The following is a 19,289-nucleotide window of genomic DNA, read 5'->3' as shown; positions in this document are numbered from 1 at the left end:
TCTCTTTAAACAGAGATGCGTTTCAATATAATAGCTTCTTAAGCCATGTTAAATTAAAAAAGGCTTGTCGTGAAGACAAGCCTTTTTTTATATAAGTATTACATACTAAGGATTAGTTCACGAACGTAAGTTTGAGAAATTCCACCACCAAGTATGATTTGTATTTGTTTTCATAATATGGTCAAATATAGAAATGATAATTTATAAATTCAAATATTTGTTTTAATTTTTATAAATTATTCAAAAGTGAAGTTGTAAATTTTTAAAATAACTGAGGTCTAAACGACTTTGAAACTACATTATATAGTCTGTTACACGAATTGTTTTCTGCGTTTTAGAAATAGTATAGATTTTATTTTAAGTTGAAATTTGTTAAATATTGAAGTTAGAATGTAACACTTCTCATTTTTTTTCGTCTATATCATAATGAAATGTTAATTTTGCTAAAAATATAGAATAAGAAAAATGGCTGATTTATCACAAGAAGAATGGACAAAACAATTAGAAGCAGATACTAATGCTGTTGTTTTAGACGTTAGAACACAAGATGAAGTTGATCAAGGAATGATTCCTAATGCAATTCATATTGATATATTTAAAGGACAAGGTTTTATTAATGAAGTTGAAGAATTAGATAAATCTAAAAACTATTATGTGTATTGTAAGTCTGGGAATAGAAGTGGACAAGCTTGTGCAATTATGAATCAATTAGAAATTGAAAACGCCTATAACCTTTTAGGTGGATTTAGTGAGTGGGAAGGTGACGTTGCTTAAAAAACTATAATATTATTATAAATAACCATGAAAAAAGTCGTTACAATTTGTTGTTTCCTATTAATGGTCGGTCTTTGCACGAGTTGCTTAGATAAGGTCCTTAGTAATACAGAGGTACAACTTGTATCTGCTGATGAAATGGAGTCTATTTTAGAGCAAGAAGATGTGCAATTAATAGATGTTAGAACACCAAAAGAGTATGAAGAGATGCATATCGCAAACTCTCAGAATATAGACTTTATGTCACCTACGTTTGATGAGGATATTTCAAAACTCGATAAAAGTAAACCCGTAATTTTGTATTGTAAATCTGGAGGAAGAAGCGCGAGATGTGCAAAGAAATTAAAAGACGCTGGATTTGAAAAAATCTATGACCTTGAAGGTGGAATTTCAAAATGGAAACACTCAGATAAACTGAATATTAAAGTTAAATCATAATCTTACCAACCGAGCCAAGTGTTCGGTTTTTTTATACTCTATATTATCCTTCTTTAAATCTTAAGGTTTTTATAAATTAGACGACTGTAATCTGAAAACAGAATAACATCTGTTACATTTGCAAAATTAACCTGTCGTATATGGATTTTAAAAAAGTATTTCTGCTGTGCCTTTTGGCATTTTGTTTTTCATTTAATTTATACTCTCAAGTTTTCGACCCAGTAAAATGGGAGACTAAGGTTGAGAAAGTTTCTGATACAGAATACGATTTAATTTCAACGGCTACGATAGATGCTGGTTGGCATTTGTATTCTCAAAATGTACCAGAAAATGGACCAATTCCTACTGGTTTTTCATTTACAGAAAATGATAGTTTTGAGTTAGTCGGTGAAACAACTGAAGATGAAGGTGAAATTGTTGATGATCCTGTTTTTGAGATGAAAATTAAATTTTTTGATCATAAAGCAGAGTTTGTACAACGCATTAAGGTTTTAAACAACGAATTATCGTTAGTGGAAGGTGAAGTAGAGTTTATGGTTTGCGACGACCAAAGATGTTTGCCACCAACGTTTATAGATCTTCAATTTAATATAGAGGACGCTAAGGGTGTTGAGGACGATGCTCCACAACTGTCTTTAGGTTTACCGAGCACTACTAACGTAATAGGAGGAACACCTAGAATTTTAGAGCCTGTTAAATGGAGTACTTCGGTTGAAAAAATTTCTGATTCTGAATTTGTTCTGGTAACATCTGCAACCATAGATAATGGCTGGAAACTATACTCGCAGAGTGTTGATGAAGGTGGTCCAATACCAACAAGTTTTGAATATACATTGAAAGATGGTGTAGAATTAGATGGTAATACTGTTGAAGAAAAAGGTGAGAAAAGTTTGGATAAGGTCTTCGATATGGAGATCAAATACTTTAAAAACAAAACGAGCTTTAGACAGAAAATTAAAGTTGTAAATGCAGATATTACGTCAGTTACAGGTGAAGTTAGTTTTATGGCTTGTGATGATGTTGAGTGTTTGGCTCCAACTTATGTTGATTTAAATTTCGATTTAACGTCAACCACTGCAGAAACAAAAGGTATAGATGACAAGTATGAATCTGGTACAGCAGATTCTGAAGAAGAAGATTCTAGCAGAGGCTTGTGGTCTATTTTTATTATCGCTTTTTTATCAGGTTTTGTGGCTTTGTTAACACCTTGTGTATTTCCTATGATACCAATGACGGTAAGTTTCTTTATAAAACAAAGTCAATCTAAAGCAAGAGGCATAAGAAATGCTGTAATTTATGGTTTATCAATTGTTGTTATCTATGTCTTATTAGGAACTATAATAACGGCTATTTTTGGTGCTGATGCCTTAAATGCTTTAGCGACAAACGTCTGGTTTAATGTCATTTTCTTTATATTATTAGTGGTTTTTGCCATCTCGTTTTTAGGAGCTTTCGAAATTGTGCTTCCAAATTCTTGGGCAAACAAAGCCGATAAACAAGCTGATAGAGGAGGTCTTTTAGGTATATTTTTTATGGCTTTAGCTTTAGCGATAGTCTCTTTTTCTTGTACAGGTCCTATAGTAGGAACTATTTTAGTTGAAGCGGCTTCAAAAGGCGGTGTTGCTCCTGTAATTGGAATGTTAGGATTTTCTTCGGCAATTGCCTTACCATTTGCTTTATTCGCAGCGTTTCCTGGTTGGTTAAATTCCTTACCAAAATCTGGTGGTTGGTTAAATACCGTGAAAGTGGTTTTAGGATTTCTAGAATTGGCATTGGCTTTTAAATTTTTATCACAAGCCGATTTAGTCTTACAACTACATTTCTTAGAACGTGAAGTATTTATCGCGATTTGGATTGCTATTTTTGGAACGCTTTCACTGTACCTTTTTGGTAAAATTCAATTGCCTCACGATTCGCCTTTAAAGCATATTTCCGTAGGTCGTTTACTACTAGGTTTACTCACATTAACGTTTACCATATATATGATTCCTGGACTTTGGGGAGCACCGTTAAAAATTATAAGTGCGTTTCCACCTCCATTAGATTATTCAGAATCTCCTTATGGTGTTGGAAATTCTAGAGGTGGAGGTTCCGCGAGTACCACAGATATTCCAGAAGGTGCACATTTATTAGCTCCACACGATATTTTAGCTTTTAACGATTACGAAACTGGCTTAGCATATGCTAAAAAAGTTGGAAAACCTGTGATGTTAGATTTTACAGGTTGGGCTTGTGTAAATTGTCGTAAAATGGAACAAAATGTTTGGGTAGATCCTAGCGTTTTATCTCACCTAAAGAATGATATCGTTCTTATTTCATTGTATGTTGATGAGCAAATTGATTTCCCCGAAGGTGAAGCACCAGACTCTAAATTAAGACCAGGAAAAAAATTAAGAAATGTTGGGCAAAAATGGAGCGAATTCCAAACTATTAGATATAAAACCAATACGCAGCCTTATTATGTGTTAATGGATCATAATGAAGAAAATCTAAACGAACCAACAGCTTACACACCAAATATTAAGGAATATGATGCTTGGTTAAAGGAAGGGATTGGAAATTTTAAGGATTAAAGATTTAGTTCCATTCTAAGTTGCTTCGTTCCTCCCAATAAAGTTCTGGTGAAACGGCAAATGATTTCAGTGTTGTCACTTCATCTGTTGTCAATTTAAAATCTAAAGCTTTTAAGTTTTGTTTTAATTGATTGGAATCTGATGCACCACTCAACACCAAATTGGGGTTTAAATAATCCATGATGAAACGAATGGCAATGGCATCATTACCTACTTTATATTTGTTAGAAAGCGTTTCTAAGTAATCATAAGCTTCAACATAATTCTGAAAGCTATCATTTCTAAATACACGGCCATTTGCTAAGGCTTCTTTAATTATTACAGTTTTTCCTTCAGCTAATAGAGCTTTTAAAACAGTATAGGTTGATGGCTCAAGAAGATTAAATGTCACTTGGAAACTGTCAAACAAATCTTCACCATTAAAACTAATTTTTCGAGCTTTTTCAATGATTTTTACTTGTTCTGTTCCACTAGATGATAGTCCGATTTTAAGTTGGTGTTCTTCTTTTAGTTCGTATAATCTAGCGAGAACAGCATCATTGGTTAAAACTCCACTATCTAAGGTAGCAGAATGAATTTGATAGATTTTTAAATTTGGTAAAAGTCCTTTGGAAACACCCCATTGTTCGTTTAACTTTTCAATAGAATGTTCTTTAATTTCATGCTTGCCAGAAAATCCAACCTCCCAATTGGCGACATAGGTATAACCAAATTTTGTAGACAGGCTCACGTCTTTATGGTTTCTAGAGGTATTCCAATCTAACAAAAATTGTTCGCCCAAACCGTATGATGGAGCAACATCAAAATCTCTAATTCCCATTTGGTAACTGTCATCTAAAACCTGAGCTGCATTCATTTTAAACGCAGCAACAGATTTATCAATATCATTTTTAGACCTAATATTAATATAATCTGGACGACCTAAAGCGGCTAAACCTAATCCTAATTTAGTAGTGCTCATTATTTTATGTGTGCTTTATTTTATTTGGGATGACATCAAAATTTACGTGATTTGAAAAATTCTTCAATAATAGTTTCAATTTAGGATTTATAAAGCGTTCGCAAAAAGGTTTTTCAGGATTTTTTTGATAGTAATTCTGAATGGCTTCTCGAGATGGTTAAAACATTGAAAACGGTAATACTTGTGTTATAATCGTATTTTCGAAATCTGCTTGGAGCATCTGCAATATATTTTCAATTTTAGCTTTTTGAATGTCTGAAAAATAATAAACTGCAGAACGGTATTTATCTCGCATAGCGTGTGCAGACGTGCTTTTGTGTGTATATAAATGAATTTTAATTAAGGTTTGAAGAGAAATCGCTTCAGGATTAAAATGAACAACAACAGCTTCAGAAAATGTTTGGTTTTCATTTGTAGATGCTATAAAGCCTTGTGATACGTTTGCAACTCCTTTTAACGCTTGAAAAACAGCTTCTGTACACCAATGGCAACCACCTCCTAATGCTATTTTAGCTTCTTTATACATGTATTTAATTCCAATGGATAATACTTTTATTATAAATCCAATTATCGTATGGTTTCTAAAAAGTTGATCGCAGAACTAGCATAGAGGTGAAAATCGCTATACACCACATTGTTATGCGTATCTATAAAAATAAACCATGGTGTTCCGCCAGTTTTATAATTGGTTATAATATTACTTTGTGATTTGTCATCTTTCCCAGCATCATGACCAAAAGGAATCTTTAAATCATATTGTTTTTGAGTGGCTAACATTTTATCGAAAGTATTAATTTCGTAACCTTCAAAAACAGTTTGAATGGCTAAAAATACAACCTTATCATTTCCTTCTAAAGCATCAACCATTGTTTTTAAATTAGGTAGACCCTTACTGTGGCAACCACGACACCAGCTTTGAAAACAGAATAAGACTTTGAATTTTCCTTCTAAATCTGATAGATTAATGGCTTTCGCTTTATTGCCATTGGCATCTACCCAATGATTAACATTAAATTCGGGTGCTCTAAACAATTCTTGAGTTCTAATTGACATCTTATGGTTTTTTGCATTAGACGTATTAACACTTCAGGCCATTCTATAACTGAATTGCCTGAGCGTTGTTTTTTTACCTAAGTTCAGTCTAAGCCGATTTTAATTTGTCGGCATGAAGCTTTCTTAGTTTCGCTATTTTTGGATCGATTACAAAACTGCAATATCCAAAATCAGGATTGTTCTCATAAAAATCTTGATGTTCTTGTTCTGCTTCATAAAAAGTTGGAACAGCTGATAATTCAGTGACTATAGGATTCGGATAATGTGGTTCTAATTCTTTTATCACAATTTCTGCGACAGTCTTTTGTTTATCATCATGATAATAAATCACAGAACGATATTGTGTGCCACGATCAGCTCCTTGTCTGTTAAGTGTTGTTGGATCGTGCGTCGTCATAAAAATGATTAGAATATCTTCATAAGTTATTATGTTAGCATCAAAAGTAATTTGAACCACTTCTGCATGGCCAGTTAACCCAGAACAAATTTCTCTGTATGTAGGTCTGCCAGGTACATTGCCTCCAGAATATCCGGAAACCACTTTTTCTACACCTTTTACTTCCTGAAAAACGGCTTCTGTACACCAAAAGCAGCCTCCGCCCACTGTGGCGATTTGTAAGTTTTTAGTTATCATTTGGCAGTCTCCTTGTCTATAATCATAGATTCTGAATTAACGCAATAACGCAAACCACTCGGTTCTGGTCCATCTGGAAACACATGACCTAAATGAGAGTCGCAAGTATTACACATTACCTCTACACGTACCATTCCTAACGTGGTATCTCGTTCGTATTTAATGGCATTTTCTTTAATAGGCTGTGTAAAACTTGGCCATCCAGTGCCAGAACTAAATTTAATTGTAGAATCAAATAGGGGAGTGTCACAACAGACGCAATTGTATTTACCTTCGTCATAGGTGGTACAAAGTTCGCCACTGTGCGCTCGCTCAGTTCCTTTTTGTCTTGTGATTCTATATTGCTCTGGAGACAATTGGGCTCTCCATTCGGCTTCTGTTTTTTCAACTCGTCTGTCTGGAGTTGGGTTTCCTTTAACGGAAAAGTTGATGATATCTTTCCAAGTTAACATAAGTAAATGTCCTTTCTGGTTTTAATGAATTAATTTTTATGTTTAAGGTAACTGTAGTCGAAATGGTATTCAATTCCTTGCAGTTACAAATTCTATCTAATTTACCACTTTTAAATTACATTATAATAGAGCTAAGCTAATGATTCACGTTAAGTTTTTCTTAAATACTCATAAAACATAGTCCATCATTCTTTTTTCTGTATGATAAATAATAGTTTTGCAGCACATTTAAATGAAAATAAGAAGTTTATGAGTTTAGTAAAAGAAAATGATACAGTAAAAGTACATTATACTGGGAAATTAAAAAACGGACAAGTCTTTGATAGTTCTTTAGAGCGTGAGCCTTTAGAGTTTACATTAGGACAAGGTATGTTAATTCCTGGTTTTGAAAAAGCTGTTATCGATATGAAAGTGAACGATAAAAAAACAGTAGATATTCCTGTAACTGAAGCTTATGGTGAAGTGAGACAAGAGTTATTTCACAAAGTTGAGAATGCACAACTTCCTGAAGAAGTAAAGCCAGAAGTTGGTTTAGGATTAGTATCTAAAGATGCACAAGGTAATGAGCATCCATTCAAAATTGTTGAGGTAAATGAAGATCATATTGTTGTTGATGGAAACCATCCATTAGCAGGACAAGAGTTGGTATTTGATCTTGAATTAGTTGAGATTAAATAAACACGAATTGTTTAGCATATAAGAGACCTGTGATGTAATTTTCGCAGGTCTTTTTTTATTTATAAAAGGACGAGCTCTTAGTTCTAAAATAAATTCATTTTTTTTAAATCATTTAATTAATGCGCCATTTAATTACGTTATTTATAGGAATTGAGCTTTTTTCATACAGCTCCACAACACAAAATCCTGAAATTTCCTTTGCAGATAATCCTGTTGTTGCACATAGAGGTGCTTGGAAAGCCAAAGACTTACCACAAAATTCAGTGGCAGCATTAAAAGAAGCCATTGACTTAAAATGTACAGGTTCTGAGTTTGATGTTCGTATGACGGCAGATAACATATTAATTGTAACGCACGATGCCGATTATGCTGGTTTAGATATTGAAACTTCAACATATAACGAATTAGCTAAACACAAGTTGTCTAATGGTGAGATACTGCCAACTTTAAGAGATTATATTGTTGCAGGTATGACCAATAATAGCACAACAGCATTAGTGTGCGAATTAAAACCTTCTAAAATTGAAGGTCGTAATATACGTATTGCTGAAAAAACAGTAGCCTTAGTTAAAGAACTAGAAGCTGAGGCTTATATCTCTTATTATATTAGTTTTAGTTACGAGCTTATTAAACGTATTAAAGACATTGAACCTAAATCGAAAGTCTTATATCTCGATGGATCTAAATCTCCACAAGAATTAAAAACTGATGGTATAACAGGATTAGATTATGCGGTTTGGAAACTAAAAAATAATAAGCATTGGATTGTAGAAGCTAAAGTTTTAGATCTTAAATTGAATTCGTGGACTGTAAATAAACAAAATGATATCGACTGGTTATTAACAGAAGAATTTGATTATATAACCACAGATGAACCTGAATTAACCTTTGAAAGACTAAAGGTGATTTCTAAGAGTATTATTAAAGAGTAATATTCAGTATATTTAAGGTTTAGGTGAATTATTAGAAAAACGAATACATGAATCGAATTATATTAGTCATTCTTAGTCTTATGGTTTTGGGTTGTAACCCAAAATTGTACCAACCGGAATCTAGAAATGATAACGATAGTCTAAAGGTAATGACTTACAATATACGCTTAGATCTCGCTTCAGATGGTGAAAATGCATGGCCAAACCGAAAAGATTTTTTAAACACTCAGGTGTTATTTCTAAGTCCAGACATTCTTGGAGTTCAGGAAGCGAGGCCAAATCAAATCTCAGATTTAAATGTTGCTTTACCAGATTATAAATTTATAGGTGAAGGAAGAGATGGAAATGGAGAAGGTGAATTTTCTGCTATCTATTACAATTCTAAAACACTTAAAGTTGAAGAACAACACACGTTTTGGCTGTCTTTAACACCTAGCATTGTCTCAAAAGGTTGGGACGCTGCATACCCAAGAGTTTGTACTTATGGATTATTTTCGTCGGTAGAGAATGATGAAAAATTCTGGGTGTTTAATACACATCTAGATCATGTAGGTAGTGAAGCGCAACACCAAGGTATAAAACTAATTTTACAAAAAATAGCTTCAGAAAACACCGAAAATTATCCTGTATTTCTCATGGGTGATTTTAATGTTGAACCTAATAGTGATGTTGTAGCAGAACTATTGCCAACCTTATCAGATGCTAAAGAAGTAGCTGCCGTAAAGTTTGGTGCAGATGGTACATTTAATGGTTTTAACTATAGCGAACCTGTAACAAGACGAATCGATTATATTTTCGTTTCAAAAACACCACATGTCAAGGTGCATAAATATGCTGTGTTTTCTAGTGCCATAGATTTTAAGTTTCCTTCAGATCACTTTCCTGTTTATATTGAAGTTGATTTAAAATAGGTATTAGTTAACTGCAATCACTAAAACGATATGCTTCGTAAAAATTAAATACTATTGTTGTTCTTTGTCAACTAACACATCTACTGTGGCGACCGTTCTAAAGGCGGTATGATCAGATCTAGAATCTGCACTCGTTCCCATTTATGCTGAAATTCTATAACTTGTACAATAGAGTGCATGACATAGGAATGAACCACCTTTAATAATGTATTCAATTGCGTAGAACATAGGCCATCCGAAATTAAATTCGTCTTATGTTTTATTCAAAACCTTGTATTTGTTGCGTGATTTTATCAATCCAAGAATTGTTGATTTCCACTAATTGACCATGTTTTGTTTCGTTGTCATAGAATGATTGCGTTTGCAAACATTCTGCCCATAATTTTTGATATACGTTTACATAAGCATTGTAATTGGCATTTTTCTCTTCTTTTAGTTTTTCAAATGCATCACGAATTTTGAAAGCATATAATGCTGCTATGTCAAAGTGAAGTTGTTCATGTAAAAGTAAATAAGGGCTTTCTTCATATACCCAAGAGTGGTCCGTATAAAAATTAGCAACAACAGTTAAGGATTCATAATTTTGAATATTTTCATTGGCATCAACCATAATATCATTAGGAAGTATTTCTATTTTGTACGATGTTAAGGCATAGGCTAAAATATCCTCGTTTGGACTGGCTTTAAAATCAGACCAAGTTAACTTTCTGTCTTTTGACCATTCTACTGTAGTTTGTGCGTTTATATGTTTTGATATAAATAGAAGTATTAAGATATAGTAAAATGTTGTTGGTTTTTTCATACGTAAGAAGTGGTAATACGTTTTATGACAATATATGCTTATAAAAAATAAAATCCTTGTATTTATAAATAATACAAGGATTTTAGTGGAGTCGGAGAGAACACGTAGTACAATATTGTAAGCTCTTTAATATCCCGTTATTATTCAAAATTACCAATAAAAACAATACGTACAAAGGTTTTGCGTAATTAAAAATATTTGATTGAATTGTATTAAGTTGTATTAAATTGTACGGTACAATACAAAAAAAGCTATATTTGTACGGTAAGTTTTAAACCCTTATTTATGGCAACTGTTAAATTTTTATATAGAAGTACAAAAGAAAACGCACCGTTAACCGTTCGGTTGTTATATAGAGATAATAAAACACCTTCAATTATAAAGGAGAGAAAAAAAGAGGATAAAATAAAAGTTCCTTATACGGACGTTGTACAAGATGCAAAAACCAAATTAAGCATTTATAGTAATGTCGAGTTAAAAGAAAATCCCTTTTTAAATGCTAAAGCATATTTTAATAAATTCTACAAAAAAAGCGATAAACGTATTAAGTCTAATCAAATTTTAAAAGGCATAGACCTTGACAATAAAAAAATAGAAATAGAAACGGAAATGGCTAATATTAAAAGGCACGTTCTAAATTCTTTTAATGTGGCAAATGAAACCGATATTACTAATAATAAAGATTGGTTAAAAGAGTGTATTAATACTTACTACAATCCTCAAGAAGTAAAAGAAAAACCCAAAGATTTAATTTCGTTTATAGATTATTACCTAGACAATAAAATTGGTGCCGGAAGAGAAGCCACCAAAAAAAAATATAAGGTTGTTCAGAATAAAATGATACGTTTTGAATCTTACAGAAAAAAGCAAATTTTAATTAAAGATGTAAACGAGGATTTTAAAAAGGAATTTGAAAATTATTATTTATTAAATCAATATTCAGAAAACACAATACAAAGAGAGTTTGTAATGATTAAAACCTTTTGTTTTTATGCTAAATATTGTGGTTTAGAAGTTAGTTATCAATTAGAGGAATTGAATTTTAAAAGGGAGAAAATAGAGCATATCTATTTAACGAATGAAGATTTAGAAGCTATTAAAAAAGTCAATTTGCCACATGATTATTTAGATAACGCTCGTAAATGGTTGTTACTATCTTGTTATTTAGGGCAAAGAGTTTCGGATTTTATGAGATTTACTAAAGATATGATCCGCATTGAAGATGGTAAACATTTACTCGAATTTACACAAGTGAAAACGGATAAGATAATGACAATACCAGTACCGAGAGCGGCAAGGGAAATATTAAATGCTAATAAAGGCGAGTTCCCTCGTAGAATTTCAGACCAAAAGTATAACGATTATATAAAAGAGGTTTGCGAGCTTGCTGGACTTAACGAAATATGTAAAGGTAAAAAGCGTATTTGTATAGCACCCGAAAAAAAGAAACCTACTAAAAACGATTATAGAGATGTTGCAGGAGAGTTTGAAAAATGGGAGCTTGTCAGCAGTCATATAGGACGTAGAACGTTTGCAACTTTACACTATGGAAAAGTACCAACCAGTTATTTAATTGCTATAACTGGGCATTCATCTGAAATTCAATTTCTTAACTATTTGCAGAAGTCAGAAAAAGACAAAGCAAAGGATGCGTATAAATATTTTGATTAAAAAAAAAGGTTTTTAAAAAGCATCATTTTTTACATTTTTTGCACAAAACACAATTTTACAATATGGATTTACATAAAAATATAGATGAGTTTATTTTATTAGTTTCAGATATTAGGAATATTTCCCCTCAAGATTTTGCCGCTTATTATCCTTTAGATGACAAAACAGCGAACCCGAAAAATTTAAGTGTTTTAGAAATTGAAAATCATTTTTCCAACCTACAAAAATTTAAAGTTTCTGAAAATTGGAACGGGTATATATCTTTAACATCTAGAATTTATTTAATATATGAATCATTTAATAAGTTATCTAATGGGGATAAAAGCATAGTTATAAATTACTTTGCTTTAATATCTAAAGATGCACACGTAAAAACTCAATCTTTTGTAAGTGATAAACTTTTATCAAAAAAAGAGTATTATAATTTATTAGGTATGTATCAAATATTTTTTAATAATTTACTATTTGATATTTTGAGCGAGTTAAAAAACTTAGTGAATACTTCTTTATTGGAGTATGGAGCGGCACAAAGTAAAGCGGGTAAAATACGCAAAGAACAATATTTATATTTTGCTAGTTTAGTAGCTCAAAATTTAATTACCCGACATCCAGTAAAAGGAATTTTATATAACGATAAAGAATATTCACCTAGAGAATTAGGAGTGGAAATTAGCACACCTCATCAGTATATAAATGATACTTTTTTAGGCGGTAAAAAAAATATTTATACAAAAGTACGTTACAAAAAAATAGTTGAATACTGTAAAGAAAAAAATATAGACATCAGCCCTGTTTTTGAGCAGAATTATAATAAACACCATTTAACAGAATCTTAATCAATAATTGACACTTATTTGACACGGTGACACTAATAAAGTGACAAGCCATTTAAACAATATTTGAATAATTATTAATTCAAAACACAGTTTAACATGGTTCAATTACTTACAGCCGATCAGGCAAAAAGTTTGTTTAGTGAAACGCTAGAACAAAAATTTAAAGAGTTTTCTAAATCTCTATTAAGCAAAGAAACGCACGAGGAAATACTTACACGTGATGAAGTTTGCGAGTTATTACAGATAAACCCCTCTACATTATGGACGTGGCAAAATCAAGGCAAAATTACGGCTTATGGTATTGCTGGATCAAGACGGTATTATAAACGTTCGGAAATCTTAGAAAGTTTAATTCCTTTAAAGACAAAATAAAAGGCTAGATGAGTATAAAAAACACAAATAGCCTTAAAAATTTTTCAGAGGATTTACAGGTTAAATATACAAAAAAATCTCAAGATGAGATAATTAGCGAATTACTTAGTTTAGTTTCAAAACTGAATTTTTTTAAAATTAAGTACGGGAATAGTGAGATTAAAGGTGCGAAACTAAATAGGAGTGATTATATAGTTATCGTAATAGATGAAATATTAAAAGTTGCTGCGGTTAACACATGGAATATTTGTATAAAAAACGGTGCTATCTATTTGTATAACGGTCAATATTGGGAGCAGATAGAGAAACCTAAATTTCAAAACTTTTTAGGTTGTGCAGCTATAAAGTCAGGTATTGAAGTAAACACAGCTAAATATTATGCTTTTAAAGAGCAGTTATATAACCAGTTTGTAAGTGCCGCTTATTTAGAACCCCCAACAGCAAGTAAAGGAACAACGCTTATAAACTTGCTTAATGGAACTTTTGAAATAACAGCCAGTAAACAAATATTAAGATCTTTTAATCCTAATGACTTTTTAACGCATCAATTACCTTTCAAATACGACCCCAAAGCAAAAGCACCAATTTTTCAAAAATTTTTAGATGAAGTTTTAGCCGACAAAACAAAGCAAAAAGTTTTAGCCGAATATTTAGGTTACATTTTTATAAATCCTAGTGTATTAAAATTAGAAAAAGTTTTAATTCTATTTGGATCAGGTGCAAACGGTAAAAGTGTAGTATTCGAGATAGTTAGTGCTTTATTGGATCGGGAAAATATTAGTAATTATAGTTTACAATCTTTAACTAATGATAACGGTTACTATCGTGCAAAAATTGGAGATAAGCTTTTAAATTATGCAAGTGAGTTAAATGGCAAAATGGAAACCGATGTATTTAAACAAATGATAAGCGGCGAACCTCTTGAGGCACGTTTGCCATACGGAGAGCCGTTTGCCTTAACTCAATACGCTAAACTAATGTTTAACTGTAATACATTGCCTAGAGATGTAGAACATACCAACGCATTTTTTAGACGTTTTTTAATACTTCATTTTGATAAAACTATTGCAGAAAAAGACCAGGATAAAGACTTAGCAAACAAGATTATTAACAATGAGTTAAGCGGCGTTTTTAATTGGGTTTTAGATGGCCTGCAACGAGTTTTACTACAAAAGAGCTTCACATATAGCAAGGCTATTGAATCAATGCGAGAGATTTACGAGAACGAATCGGACAGCGTGAAATCATTTATTGATGAGTATGGTTATAAACCTAGTTTAAGAGATACTACACTTGTTAAAAAGATGTATGACGAATATCGAGCGTATTGTTTTGAGGATGGTTTTAAAGCCGTGAATAAGACCAATTTTAAAAAGCGTTTGAACCATCATAAATTATATGTTAAACGTGCTGCGGTTGGTTATGTTGTAGCGGCAAAATAACCCTATTAATACTATGAGTTTCATTATATGGGTTAATGATCCTTAGCAATTGCCACTATTCACACACAATACAATTATATATAATATCAATATTTAAAAAAGACCTCAAAAAATGAGGCATCAATAAACATGAAAAAACTTTTAAATTACAACCAAACAGAACACCATTCATTTGAAGAAAATGTAATCGGTCACACAATAGATATTTTAAAGAAAGCCCAAACGGAACTAAAGAATCAAGGAGTTGAAACATCTTTTACACTTGAACAATTATCTAAGGGAAACTTCACCGAAATATTTAATTCTTACCACAAAAAAGAATGTAAAAAGCAAAACTCGAAATTCATTTTATCTAAATACCTAGACTTATGCGGGTTTACCGATAAGGTGCTGCAAGAGTTGGAGCAAACTTATAAAAAGCTAATAGACAAACCTCATACCTTTTATTCTGTAAATAATAGTTTTTATAAAACGTGTGGGTATGGAGGTTTTAATATAACTGCGGCACATAAAGAAGCCCTAAAAAAAGCACCTAAATTAAAAGAATACAAAGTATTTGACTTCTTAACTATTAAAGGCAATAACTATGATATAAGCGTTTCGGATGAATTTTATAAACTCTATGCGGTTAATTCAAAACAAATTGATTTAATTAATAACATAGATACTTATATAACATCATGCAGAAATTTAGGTTTAGAATATAAATCTACACTTGAACCGATTAAGAAATACATTAAAGACCTAGAGAGGGATTTAAGTAAATATGAGTTAAATTTTGATAATATTTTAATAATTCAGTAAGCTATGAAAACAGACGAATTAATATTAGAAGCAGAAACGCAAACAGCTCTTGAGCATGAGATTATAAAACACAATGCGAAAGGATATAAACCTATTGGTAACGTTATCAATATTGATGGCATATATCAAATTAAAATGGCATATCATGGAATATAAAGTAATTAGAGAGCATGATGTTAACGAGTTACAAGATAAAATTAACGATCTAGCTGCGGATAATTGGCAAGTGAAAGGTAATTTAGTTGTTTATGATGACTATCTAACTGTTATGCTGGAGCGCAAAATTTAGAATTTTTGTTATTTGTATTAAAAGGCTTGTTATCTTAATGATAGCAGGCTTTTTTTTATGTGTTATATAGATTTGTTACATTTATAATAAAGCCTTCGCAAAACCTTTATTTATAAGCGTTCTAAATAAAAATGCTATTTATAATCATTCTTAATAACTTCAAATGTAACAATATTTCAAATATATGCTAAGTGAATGTGTTATGCGGAGCGGAACATCTTGCTTATCAGATAGATACCCGTCAAAGTACCTAAAATGTTTTTGCGTAGTTACACCTATAAGCGCACGACTTATCTACACGTTGTGAACAATTGCAGATACTTATTATCATTTGCCACTTACAAAGACACACACCAGCACGCACCACATCCACACAGATAACCACAGACAGCCATACCCGAACCAATACGACTAAGTATATAGATAACGGCTTAACCCCTCTTAAAAGAGCTTATTTGTAGCTTACTAATAATTATTACTTGCCGCTTATATGAATACCGACTTACTACATACCATGTGCAAAGAAGCTACACGCAAAGCGTTTAACGAGTTTAAGAGGCAAATAGATATTGAGTTATTTCCTTTAGATAATTCAATAAAAGAAGTGCTTCAAAGTGAAATGTTGCAAAATATTACAGGAACAGTAACAAAGCACTTTGTAAATAATTACAATTTATCTACTATTCAAATTGATTTATATAAAAAGATAGCCTTACAGACTTCTAATAATTATGCAGCTAAATTTTTGAATTAGTGCAGAAAATGTAAAAAATGTATGTTTTAGAAAACCTTTTTTTTAATGATAGGGTATATGTTATTTTTAGATTAGTGCAGAAAATGTAAAATATGCACCTTTTTAAAAACATTTTTTTTGAGTAAAGTTGTACTACTTTTTATATGAAATTACCGTACTGAATACATAACAATACATTTACCGTACAAATAAAATTAAGAAACCCCGTAAACATTGACTTTACGGGGTTTAATAGTGGAGTCGGAGAGAATCGAACTCTCGTCCAAACAAGTAACCAAAGGGCTTTCTACACGTTTATTCTTTTCTTGGGTTTTCGACTTAAAGCTGGTTAAAGACAACCCACTTTAAGCTTAGCTTTTTAATCTCGAAAGGGCATCAAAGCACTACCCAATCTTAGTCAATTTTTACGATGCCTCATGCAGAAACGCCACTGACTAGGGCTTTTCGGAGACATTTAGCCTTCCTACCTAGTAGGAATGAGCACGAATCTTACTATAATTCAGATTATGCAGCTAAAGCGTAGTTATTCTCGCCGTTTAAAATTTGGTCTAGCCTTTTAGGTGTGTCAATGCCATTACACCACGTGCTTACCATTTAATTAATCTCGCTGTCAAAACCAGTCGACCCCATAAGTTTCTGCGAAAGCAGAAATCTTATCAAGATTTATTATCTGAATAAGGAATGCAAAATTAATGAAAATAATAATGCAAAGGCTATACCAAACTTGTTTTATAAATTTCTTAACTTATATGGTTTCAAATTTATTTTGAATTAGTCGATTGATTAATAAAAATTTTAAAATGAAAAACTCATTTGCCACCCTTGTGAGGTTCTGCTTGTGTTTAAGTTTAATGTATGAATAATTAAAGGTTGTCAATAAAAAAAAAATTATCGTTTTTTAAAACAATGAATTAAAGATTTAATTACTTTATTGAATGCTTTTAGTAAGACCTCGTGTGATGATATTAGCTCGTTTCGTTGTATTACGGTAAATCCTAAAAAAAAATCAAAGAATATCAGATTTTGTTTAAAAGTTTTTCGAAACTCTTCCCGAAAAGTAAGAACATAATACTGTTACTATTTGCCTTTGTGTTTTTACGGATAATTGAAAATGCTTTAGTTATTTGTGCCTCTACCGTTTTAATTGAAACATTTAGGTATTCCGCAATTTCAATGTTCGTTAATCCTTCTTGTTTACTTAATAAAAACGTCTGTTTACATTTAGGAGGTAGATTTTCTATTTCTGTTTTTACTAAATCGATTAATTTTTCAAAACGAGGTTTATGATCTTCTTCTTCCAAAATAGTATCAAGTGCATCAATATATTTTTTTTCGAGCATAACTGTAGATTTCATTTTACGATATTGATCTATAAATTCATTATAAGTTAATTTATAGAGAAACCGCTGTATAACAAATTCGCTTTTAAGCTTATGGCGTTGTTGCCATGTGCGAATAAATACATTTTGCACTATATCTTGTGCCAAATCGTGGTCATGCGATAAGCTAAATGCATAAACACATAATTTTTGGTTGTACTGCTTCACTAAAAAAGTGTAGGCATTTGTGTTTCCGCTTTTTAGCGCTTCAATTAACTTTGTATTATCTCTTGAAAAATCTAGCATTATGTAATATTTCATTGGGAAATTAATAAAAATTTTAAGAATAAGTAAGGGTAGTGAAGATTTCCTTCGTTATAGTATAAAGAAGTTAGAATAGATGATTTCAAAAAAAATAAAAAAGATAATAGTAAAATACCTTACAAATGAGGCAACTTCAACAGAATTAGATACGCTAACATTATGGTTAGATAATCCTAAAAATGAGACGTTGTTTAATGATTTTGTAAAAGTTAATTATGCTATTAATTATAATATGAAAGCGTATGATTCTAAAACAACAGAATTACAAGTTTTAAAGTTTATAAATAAAGATAAAAGGACTAAGCGTTTGGCTAAGAGAAAAGCATCTTTTTTAAAGTATGCTGCATTAATACTTGTTTTCTTAGCGTTAGGTTACGGTTATCTCGAATTGTATTCTAACAAAAACGATAAACTTGTTTTTCCAACTGAAGTTATAACGCTTAAGTTAGATAATGGGAAAACGAAGACTATTGATGACAATGATTCTAATGATATTGTGGATGACGAAGGTCATATTATAGGGATTCAATCTGGTAAAAAAATAGAGTATTTTACTCAAGAAAAAAAATCAGTATTGGTTTACAATACGCTAACGGTTCCTTATGGTAAAAAGTTCGAAATTAAATTAGCAGATGGTACCATTGTAAACTTAAACGCAGGCTCCTCGTTAAAATACCCCGTTAATTTTATAGAAGGAAAACACCGAAATGTATTTTTAGAAGGTGAAGCATTTTTCAAGGTTGCAAAAGATGCTAAGCACCCATTTGTAGTTAATGCAAATGAAATAGATGTGCGGGTCTTAGGTACAGAGTTTAACATTTCGTCATATTCAGAAGATGAAAATATTAATACCGTTTTAGTCGAAGGCTCAGTCAGTGTTTATAAAGCTAATGCAGTCTATAATGTAGAGAATTCAACATTACTAAAGCCAGGGTATAAAGCGGCTTGGAGTAAAGTGGATCGTAAAATACAAGTTTCTGAAGCGGATGTTGAGTCTCATTTAGCTTGGCTAAATGGTAGACTTATTCTTAAGGAAGTAGAGTTTAAAGCTATTTTAAAGAAATTAGAACGACAGTATAATGTCAAATTTATAAATCATAATAAATCATTGGAAAATAGATTTTTTACGGCAAAATTTGATAATGAGGATATCGATCAAGTGATGGAAAGCTTGAGCTACTCAGGAAATTTCACTTATAAATTTAATAAAGATACAATCATCATTAACTCTAAAAAAAAATAAGGCCTATGCTATAAACTTAAAATGTAA

22 protein-coding genes and 1 other RNA gene are annotated in these 19,289 nt (G+C 31.5%); 15 read left to right on the top strand and 8 right to left on the bottom strand.

The window, feature by feature from the left end; all coding sequences use genetic code 11:
• Positions 1-465: 465 nt before the first annotated feature.
• The 3 genes from ITJ86_RS00175 (at position 466) to ITJ86_RS00165 (ending at position 3,785) form a co-directional block, all read left to right on the top strand.
• Positions 466-774 carry a rhodanese-like domain-containing protein gene (locus ITJ86_RS00175; protein ID WP_195869580.1) on the top strand — a complete coding sequence of 103 codons (309 nt, stop codon included), beginning with the start codon at positions 466-468 and terminating at the stop codon, positions 772-774.
• A 27-nt stretch (positions 775-801) separates the two neighbouring features.
• The gene (locus ITJ86_RS00170) at positions 802-1,212 is read left to right on the top strand and encodes a rhodanese-like domain-containing protein (RefSeq protein ID WP_195869579.1); all 411 of its coding nucleotides are present in this window, start codon (positions 802-804) and stop codon (positions 1,210-1,212) included.
• Between the two features lie 140 nt (positions 1,213-1,352).
• Positions 1,353-3,785 carry a protein-disulfide reductase DsbD family protein gene (locus tag ITJ86_RS00165; protein ID WP_195869578.1) on the top strand — a complete coding sequence of 811 codons (2,433 nt, stop codon included), beginning with the start codon at positions 1,353-1,355 and terminating at the stop codon, positions 3,783-3,785.
• A gap of 4 nt (positions 3,786-3,789) precedes the next feature.
• On the opposite strand, the gene ITJ86_RS00160 is transcribed toward ITJ86_RS00165, so the two are convergent.
• From ITJ86_RS00160 to msrB, 5 genes are all read right to left on the bottom strand, one after another.
• A complete protein-coding gene (locus tag ITJ86_RS00160) occupies positions 3,790-4,746 on the bottom strand; it encodes an aldo/keto reductase (RefSeq protein WP_195869577.1) in 957 nt (318 codons plus the stop codon).
• A 157-nt stretch (positions 4,747-4,903) separates the two neighbouring features.
• A complete protein-coding gene (locus tag ITJ86_RS00155; protein ID WP_317190604.1) occupies positions 4,904-5,272 on the bottom strand; it encodes a peptide-methionine (S)-S-oxide reductase in 369 nt (122 codons plus the stop codon).
• Positions 5,273-5,313: 41 nt separating this feature from the next.
• Positions 5,314-5,799 (bottom strand): peroxiredoxin family protein, encoded by a 486-nt coding sequence (locus tag ITJ86_RS00150; RefSeq protein WP_195869576.1) that lies wholly within the window; start codon positions 5,797-5,799, stop codon positions 5,314-5,316.
• Positions 5,800-5,887: 88 nt separating this feature from the next.
• Positions 5,888-6,433 carry a peptide-methionine (S)-S-oxide reductase MsrA gene (gene msrA, locus ITJ86_RS00145; protein ID WP_195869575.1) on the bottom strand — a complete coding sequence of 182 codons (546 nt, stop codon included), beginning with the start codon at positions 6,431-6,433 and terminating at the stop codon, positions 5,888-5,890.
• A complete protein-coding gene (gene msrB / locus ITJ86_RS00140; protein ID WP_195869574.1) occupies positions 6,430-6,885 on the bottom strand; it encodes a peptide-methionine (R)-S-oxide reductase MsrB in 456 nt (151 codons plus the stop codon). Before msrB ends, msrA begins: the two co-directional genes overlap by 4 nt.
• A gap of 249 nt (positions 6,886-7,134) precedes the next feature.
• Between msrB and ITJ86_RS00135 the strand changes: the two genes are divergently transcribed.
• From ITJ86_RS00135 to ITJ86_RS00125, 3 genes are all read left to right on the top strand, one after another.
• Positions 7,135-7,563 (top strand): FKBP-type peptidyl-prolyl cis-trans isomerase, encoded by a 429-nt coding sequence (locus tag ITJ86_RS00135; RefSeq protein ID WP_195869573.1) that lies wholly within the window; start codon positions 7,135-7,137, stop codon positions 7,561-7,563.
• A 119-nt stretch (positions 7,564-7,682) separates the two neighbouring features.
• Positions 7,683-8,495, top strand: coding sequence for a glycerophosphodiester phosphodiesterase family protein (locus tag ITJ86_RS00130; protein WP_195869572.1), 813 nt, complete (start codon positions 7,683-7,685; stop codon positions 8,493-8,495).
• Positions 8,496-8,542: 47 nt separating this feature from the next.
• The gene (locus tag ITJ86_RS00125) at positions 8,543-9,406 is read left to right on the top strand and encodes an endonuclease/exonuclease/phosphatase family protein (protein WP_230080173.1); all 864 of its coding nucleotides are present in this window, start codon (positions 8,543-8,545) and stop codon (positions 9,404-9,406) included.
• A 259-nt stretch (positions 9,407-9,665) separates the two neighbouring features.
• Here the strand turns inward: ITJ86_RS00125 and ITJ86_RS00120 are convergent, their stop codons facing one another.
• Positions 9,666-10,208, bottom strand: coding sequence for a DUF922 domain-containing protein (locus ITJ86_RS00120; RefSeq protein ID WP_195869571.1), 543 nt, complete (start codon positions 10,206-10,208; stop codon positions 9,666-9,668).
• 285 nt (positions 10,209-10,493) lie between these two features.
• On the opposite strand from ITJ86_RS00120, the gene ITJ86_RS00115 reads away from it, so the two are divergent.
• The 8 genes from ITJ86_RS00115 (at position 10,494) to ITJ86_RS00080 (ending at position 16,376) form a co-directional block, all read left to right on the top strand.
• A complete protein-coding gene (locus ITJ86_RS00115; protein ID WP_195869570.1) occupies positions 10,494-11,879 on the top strand; it encodes a phage integrase SAM-like domain-containing protein in 1,386 nt (461 codons plus the stop codon).
• A gap of 62 nt (positions 11,880-11,941) precedes the next feature.
• Entirely contained in the window at positions 11,942-12,715 is a 774-nt protein-coding gene (locus tag ITJ86_RS00110; RefSeq protein ID WP_195869569.1) for a hypothetical protein, read from the top strand.
• A 96-nt stretch (positions 12,716-12,811) separates the two neighbouring features.
• Positions 12,812-13,087 carry a helix-turn-helix domain-containing protein gene (locus ITJ86_RS00105; protein ID WP_195869568.1) on the top strand — a complete coding sequence of 92 codons (276 nt, stop codon included), beginning with the start codon at positions 12,812-12,814 and terminating at the stop codon, positions 13,085-13,087.
• Positions 13,088-13,095: 8 nt separating this feature from the next.
• Positions 13,096-14,529 (top strand): DNA primase family protein, encoded by a 1,434-nt coding sequence (locus ITJ86_RS00100; RefSeq protein ID WP_195869567.1) that lies wholly within the window; start codon positions 13,096-13,098, stop codon positions 14,527-14,529.
• 129 nt (positions 14,530-14,658) lie between these two features.
• Complete coding sequence (locus ITJ86_RS00095; RefSeq protein WP_195869566.1) at positions 14,659-15,333, top strand: hypothetical protein; 675 nt, start codon at positions 14,659-14,661, stop codon at positions 15,331-15,333.
• A 3-nt stretch (positions 15,334-15,336) separates the two neighbouring features.
• Positions 15,337-15,489 carry a hypothetical protein gene (locus tag ITJ86_RS00090; RefSeq protein ID WP_195869565.1) on the top strand — a complete coding sequence of 51 codons (153 nt, stop codon included), beginning with the start codon at positions 15,337-15,339 and terminating at the stop codon, positions 15,487-15,489.
• The gene (locus tag ITJ86_RS00085; protein ID WP_195869564.1) at positions 15,479-15,622 is read left to right on the top strand and encodes a hypothetical protein; all 144 of its coding nucleotides are present in this window, start codon (positions 15,479-15,481) and stop codon (positions 15,620-15,622) included. The genes ITJ86_RS00090 and ITJ86_RS00085 overlap by 11 nt, the downstream gene beginning before the upstream one ends.
• Before the next feature lie 490 nt (positions 15,623-16,112).
• Positions 16,113-16,376, top strand: coding sequence for a hypothetical protein (locus ITJ86_RS00080; protein WP_195869563.1), 264 nt, complete (start codon positions 16,113-16,115; stop codon positions 16,374-16,376).
• Positions 16,377-16,608: 232 nt separating this feature from the next.
• On the opposite strand, the gene ssrA is transcribed toward ITJ86_RS00080, so the two are convergent.
• Positions 16,609-17,004: a transfer-messenger RNA gene (gene ssrA, locus ITJ86_RS00075) on the bottom strand.
• 388 nt (positions 17,005-17,392) lie between these two features.
• Positions 17,393-18,016, bottom strand: coding sequence for an RNA polymerase sigma factor (locus ITJ86_RS00070; RefSeq protein ID WP_230080172.1), 624 nt, complete (start codon positions 18,014-18,016; stop codon positions 17,393-17,395).
• A 79-nt stretch (positions 18,017-18,095) separates the two neighbouring features.
• Between ITJ86_RS00070 and ITJ86_RS00065 the strand changes: the two genes are divergently transcribed.
• Positions 18,096-19,262, top strand: a complete 1,167-nt coding sequence (locus ITJ86_RS00065) for a FecR family protein (protein WP_195869562.1) — start codon at positions 18,096-18,098, stop codon at positions 19,260-19,262.
• The last annotated feature ends 27 nt before the right edge of the window (positions 19,263-19,289 follow it).

Origin of the sequence: Winogradskyella marina (assembly GCF_015645385.1) — a bacterium.
Classification (GTDB): domain Bacteria; phylum Bacteroidota; class Bacteroidia; order Flavobacteriales; family Flavobacteriaceae; genus Winogradskyella; species Winogradskyella marina.
The sequence above is the reverse complement of the archived record's forward strand: the minus strand, read 5'-3'. Positions and strand labels throughout refer to the sequence as shown.

Bases quoted from the DNA above. Each gene is read 5' to 3' on its own strand.
- ITJ86_RS00175 (WP_195869580.1), top strand. From the start codon at position 466: ATGGCTGATTTATCACAAGAAGAATGGACAAAACAATTAGAAGCAGAT.
- ITJ86_RS00170 (WP_195869579.1), top strand. From the start codon at position 802: ATGAAAAAAGTCGTTACAATTTGTTGTTTCCTATTAATGGTCGGTCTT.
- ITJ86_RS00165 (WP_195869578.1), top strand. From the start codon at position 1,353: ATGGATTTTAAAAAAGTATTTCTGCTGTGCCTTTTGGCATTTTGTTTT.
- ITJ86_RS00160 (WP_195869577.1), bottom strand. From the start codon at position 4,746: ATGAGCACTACTAAATTAGGATTAGGTTTAGCCGCTTTAGGTCGTCCA.
- ITJ86_RS00155 (WP_317190604.1), bottom strand. From the start codon at position 5,272: ATGTATAAAGAAGCTAAAATAGCATTAGGAGGTGGTTGCCATTGGTGT.
- ITJ86_RS00150 (WP_195869576.1), bottom strand. From the start codon at position 5,799: ATGTCAATTAGAACTCAAGAATTGTTTAGAGCACCCGAATTTAATGTT.
- msrA (WP_195869575.1), bottom strand. From the start codon at position 6,433: ATGATAACTAAAAACTTACAAATCGCCACAGTGGGCGGAGGCTGCTTT.
- msrB (WP_195869574.1), bottom strand. From the start codon at position 6,885: ATGTTAACTTGGAAAGATATCATCAACTTTTCCGTTAAAGGAAACCCA.
- ITJ86_RS00135 (WP_195869573.1), top strand. From the start codon at position 7,135: ATGAGTTTAGTAAAAGAAAATGATACAGTAAAAGTACATTATACTGGG.
- ITJ86_RS00130 (WP_195869572.1), top strand. From the start codon at position 7,683: ATGCGCCATTTAATTACGTTATTTATAGGAATTGAGCTTTTTTCATAC.
- ITJ86_RS00125 (WP_230080173.1), top strand. From the start codon at position 8,543: ATGAATCGAATTATATTAGTCATTCTTAGTCTTATGGTTTTGGGTTGT.
- ITJ86_RS00120 (WP_195869571.1), bottom strand. From the start codon at position 10,208: ATGAAAAAACCAACAACATTTTACTATATCTTAATACTTCTATTTATA.
- ITJ86_RS00115 (WP_195869570.1), top strand. From the start codon at position 10,494: ATGGCAACTGTTAAATTTTTATATAGAAGTACAAAAGAAAACGCACCG.
- ITJ86_RS00110 (WP_195869569.1), top strand. From the start codon at position 11,942: ATGGATTTACATAAAAATATAGATGAGTTTATTTTATTAGTTTCAGAT.
- ITJ86_RS00105 (WP_195869568.1), top strand. From the start codon at position 12,812: ATGGTTCAATTACTTACAGCCGATCAGGCAAAAAGTTTGTTTAGTGAA.
- ITJ86_RS00100 (WP_195869567.1), top strand. From the start codon at position 13,096: ATGAGTATAAAAAACACAAATAGCCTTAAAAATTTTTCAGAGGATTTA.
- ITJ86_RS00095 (WP_195869566.1), top strand. From the start codon at position 14,659: ATGAAAAAACTTTTAAATTACAACCAAACAGAACACCATTCATTTGAA.
- ITJ86_RS00090 (WP_195869565.1), top strand. From the start codon at position 15,337: ATGAAAACAGACGAATTAATATTAGAAGCAGAAACGCAAACAGCTCTT.
- ITJ86_RS00085 (WP_195869564.1), top strand. From the start codon at position 15,479: ATGGAATATAAAGTAATTAGAGAGCATGATGTTAACGAGTTACAAGAT.
- ITJ86_RS00080 (WP_195869563.1), top strand. From the start codon at position 16,113: ATGAATACCGACTTACTACATACCATGTGCAAAGAAGCTACACGCAAA.
- ITJ86_RS00070 (WP_230080172.1), bottom strand. From the start codon at position 18,016: ATGAAATATTACATAATGCTAGATTTTTCAAGAGATAATACAAAGTTA.
- ITJ86_RS00065 (WP_195869562.1), top strand. From the start codon at position 18,096: ATGATTTCAAAAAAAATAAAAAAGATAATAGTAAAATACCTTACAAAT.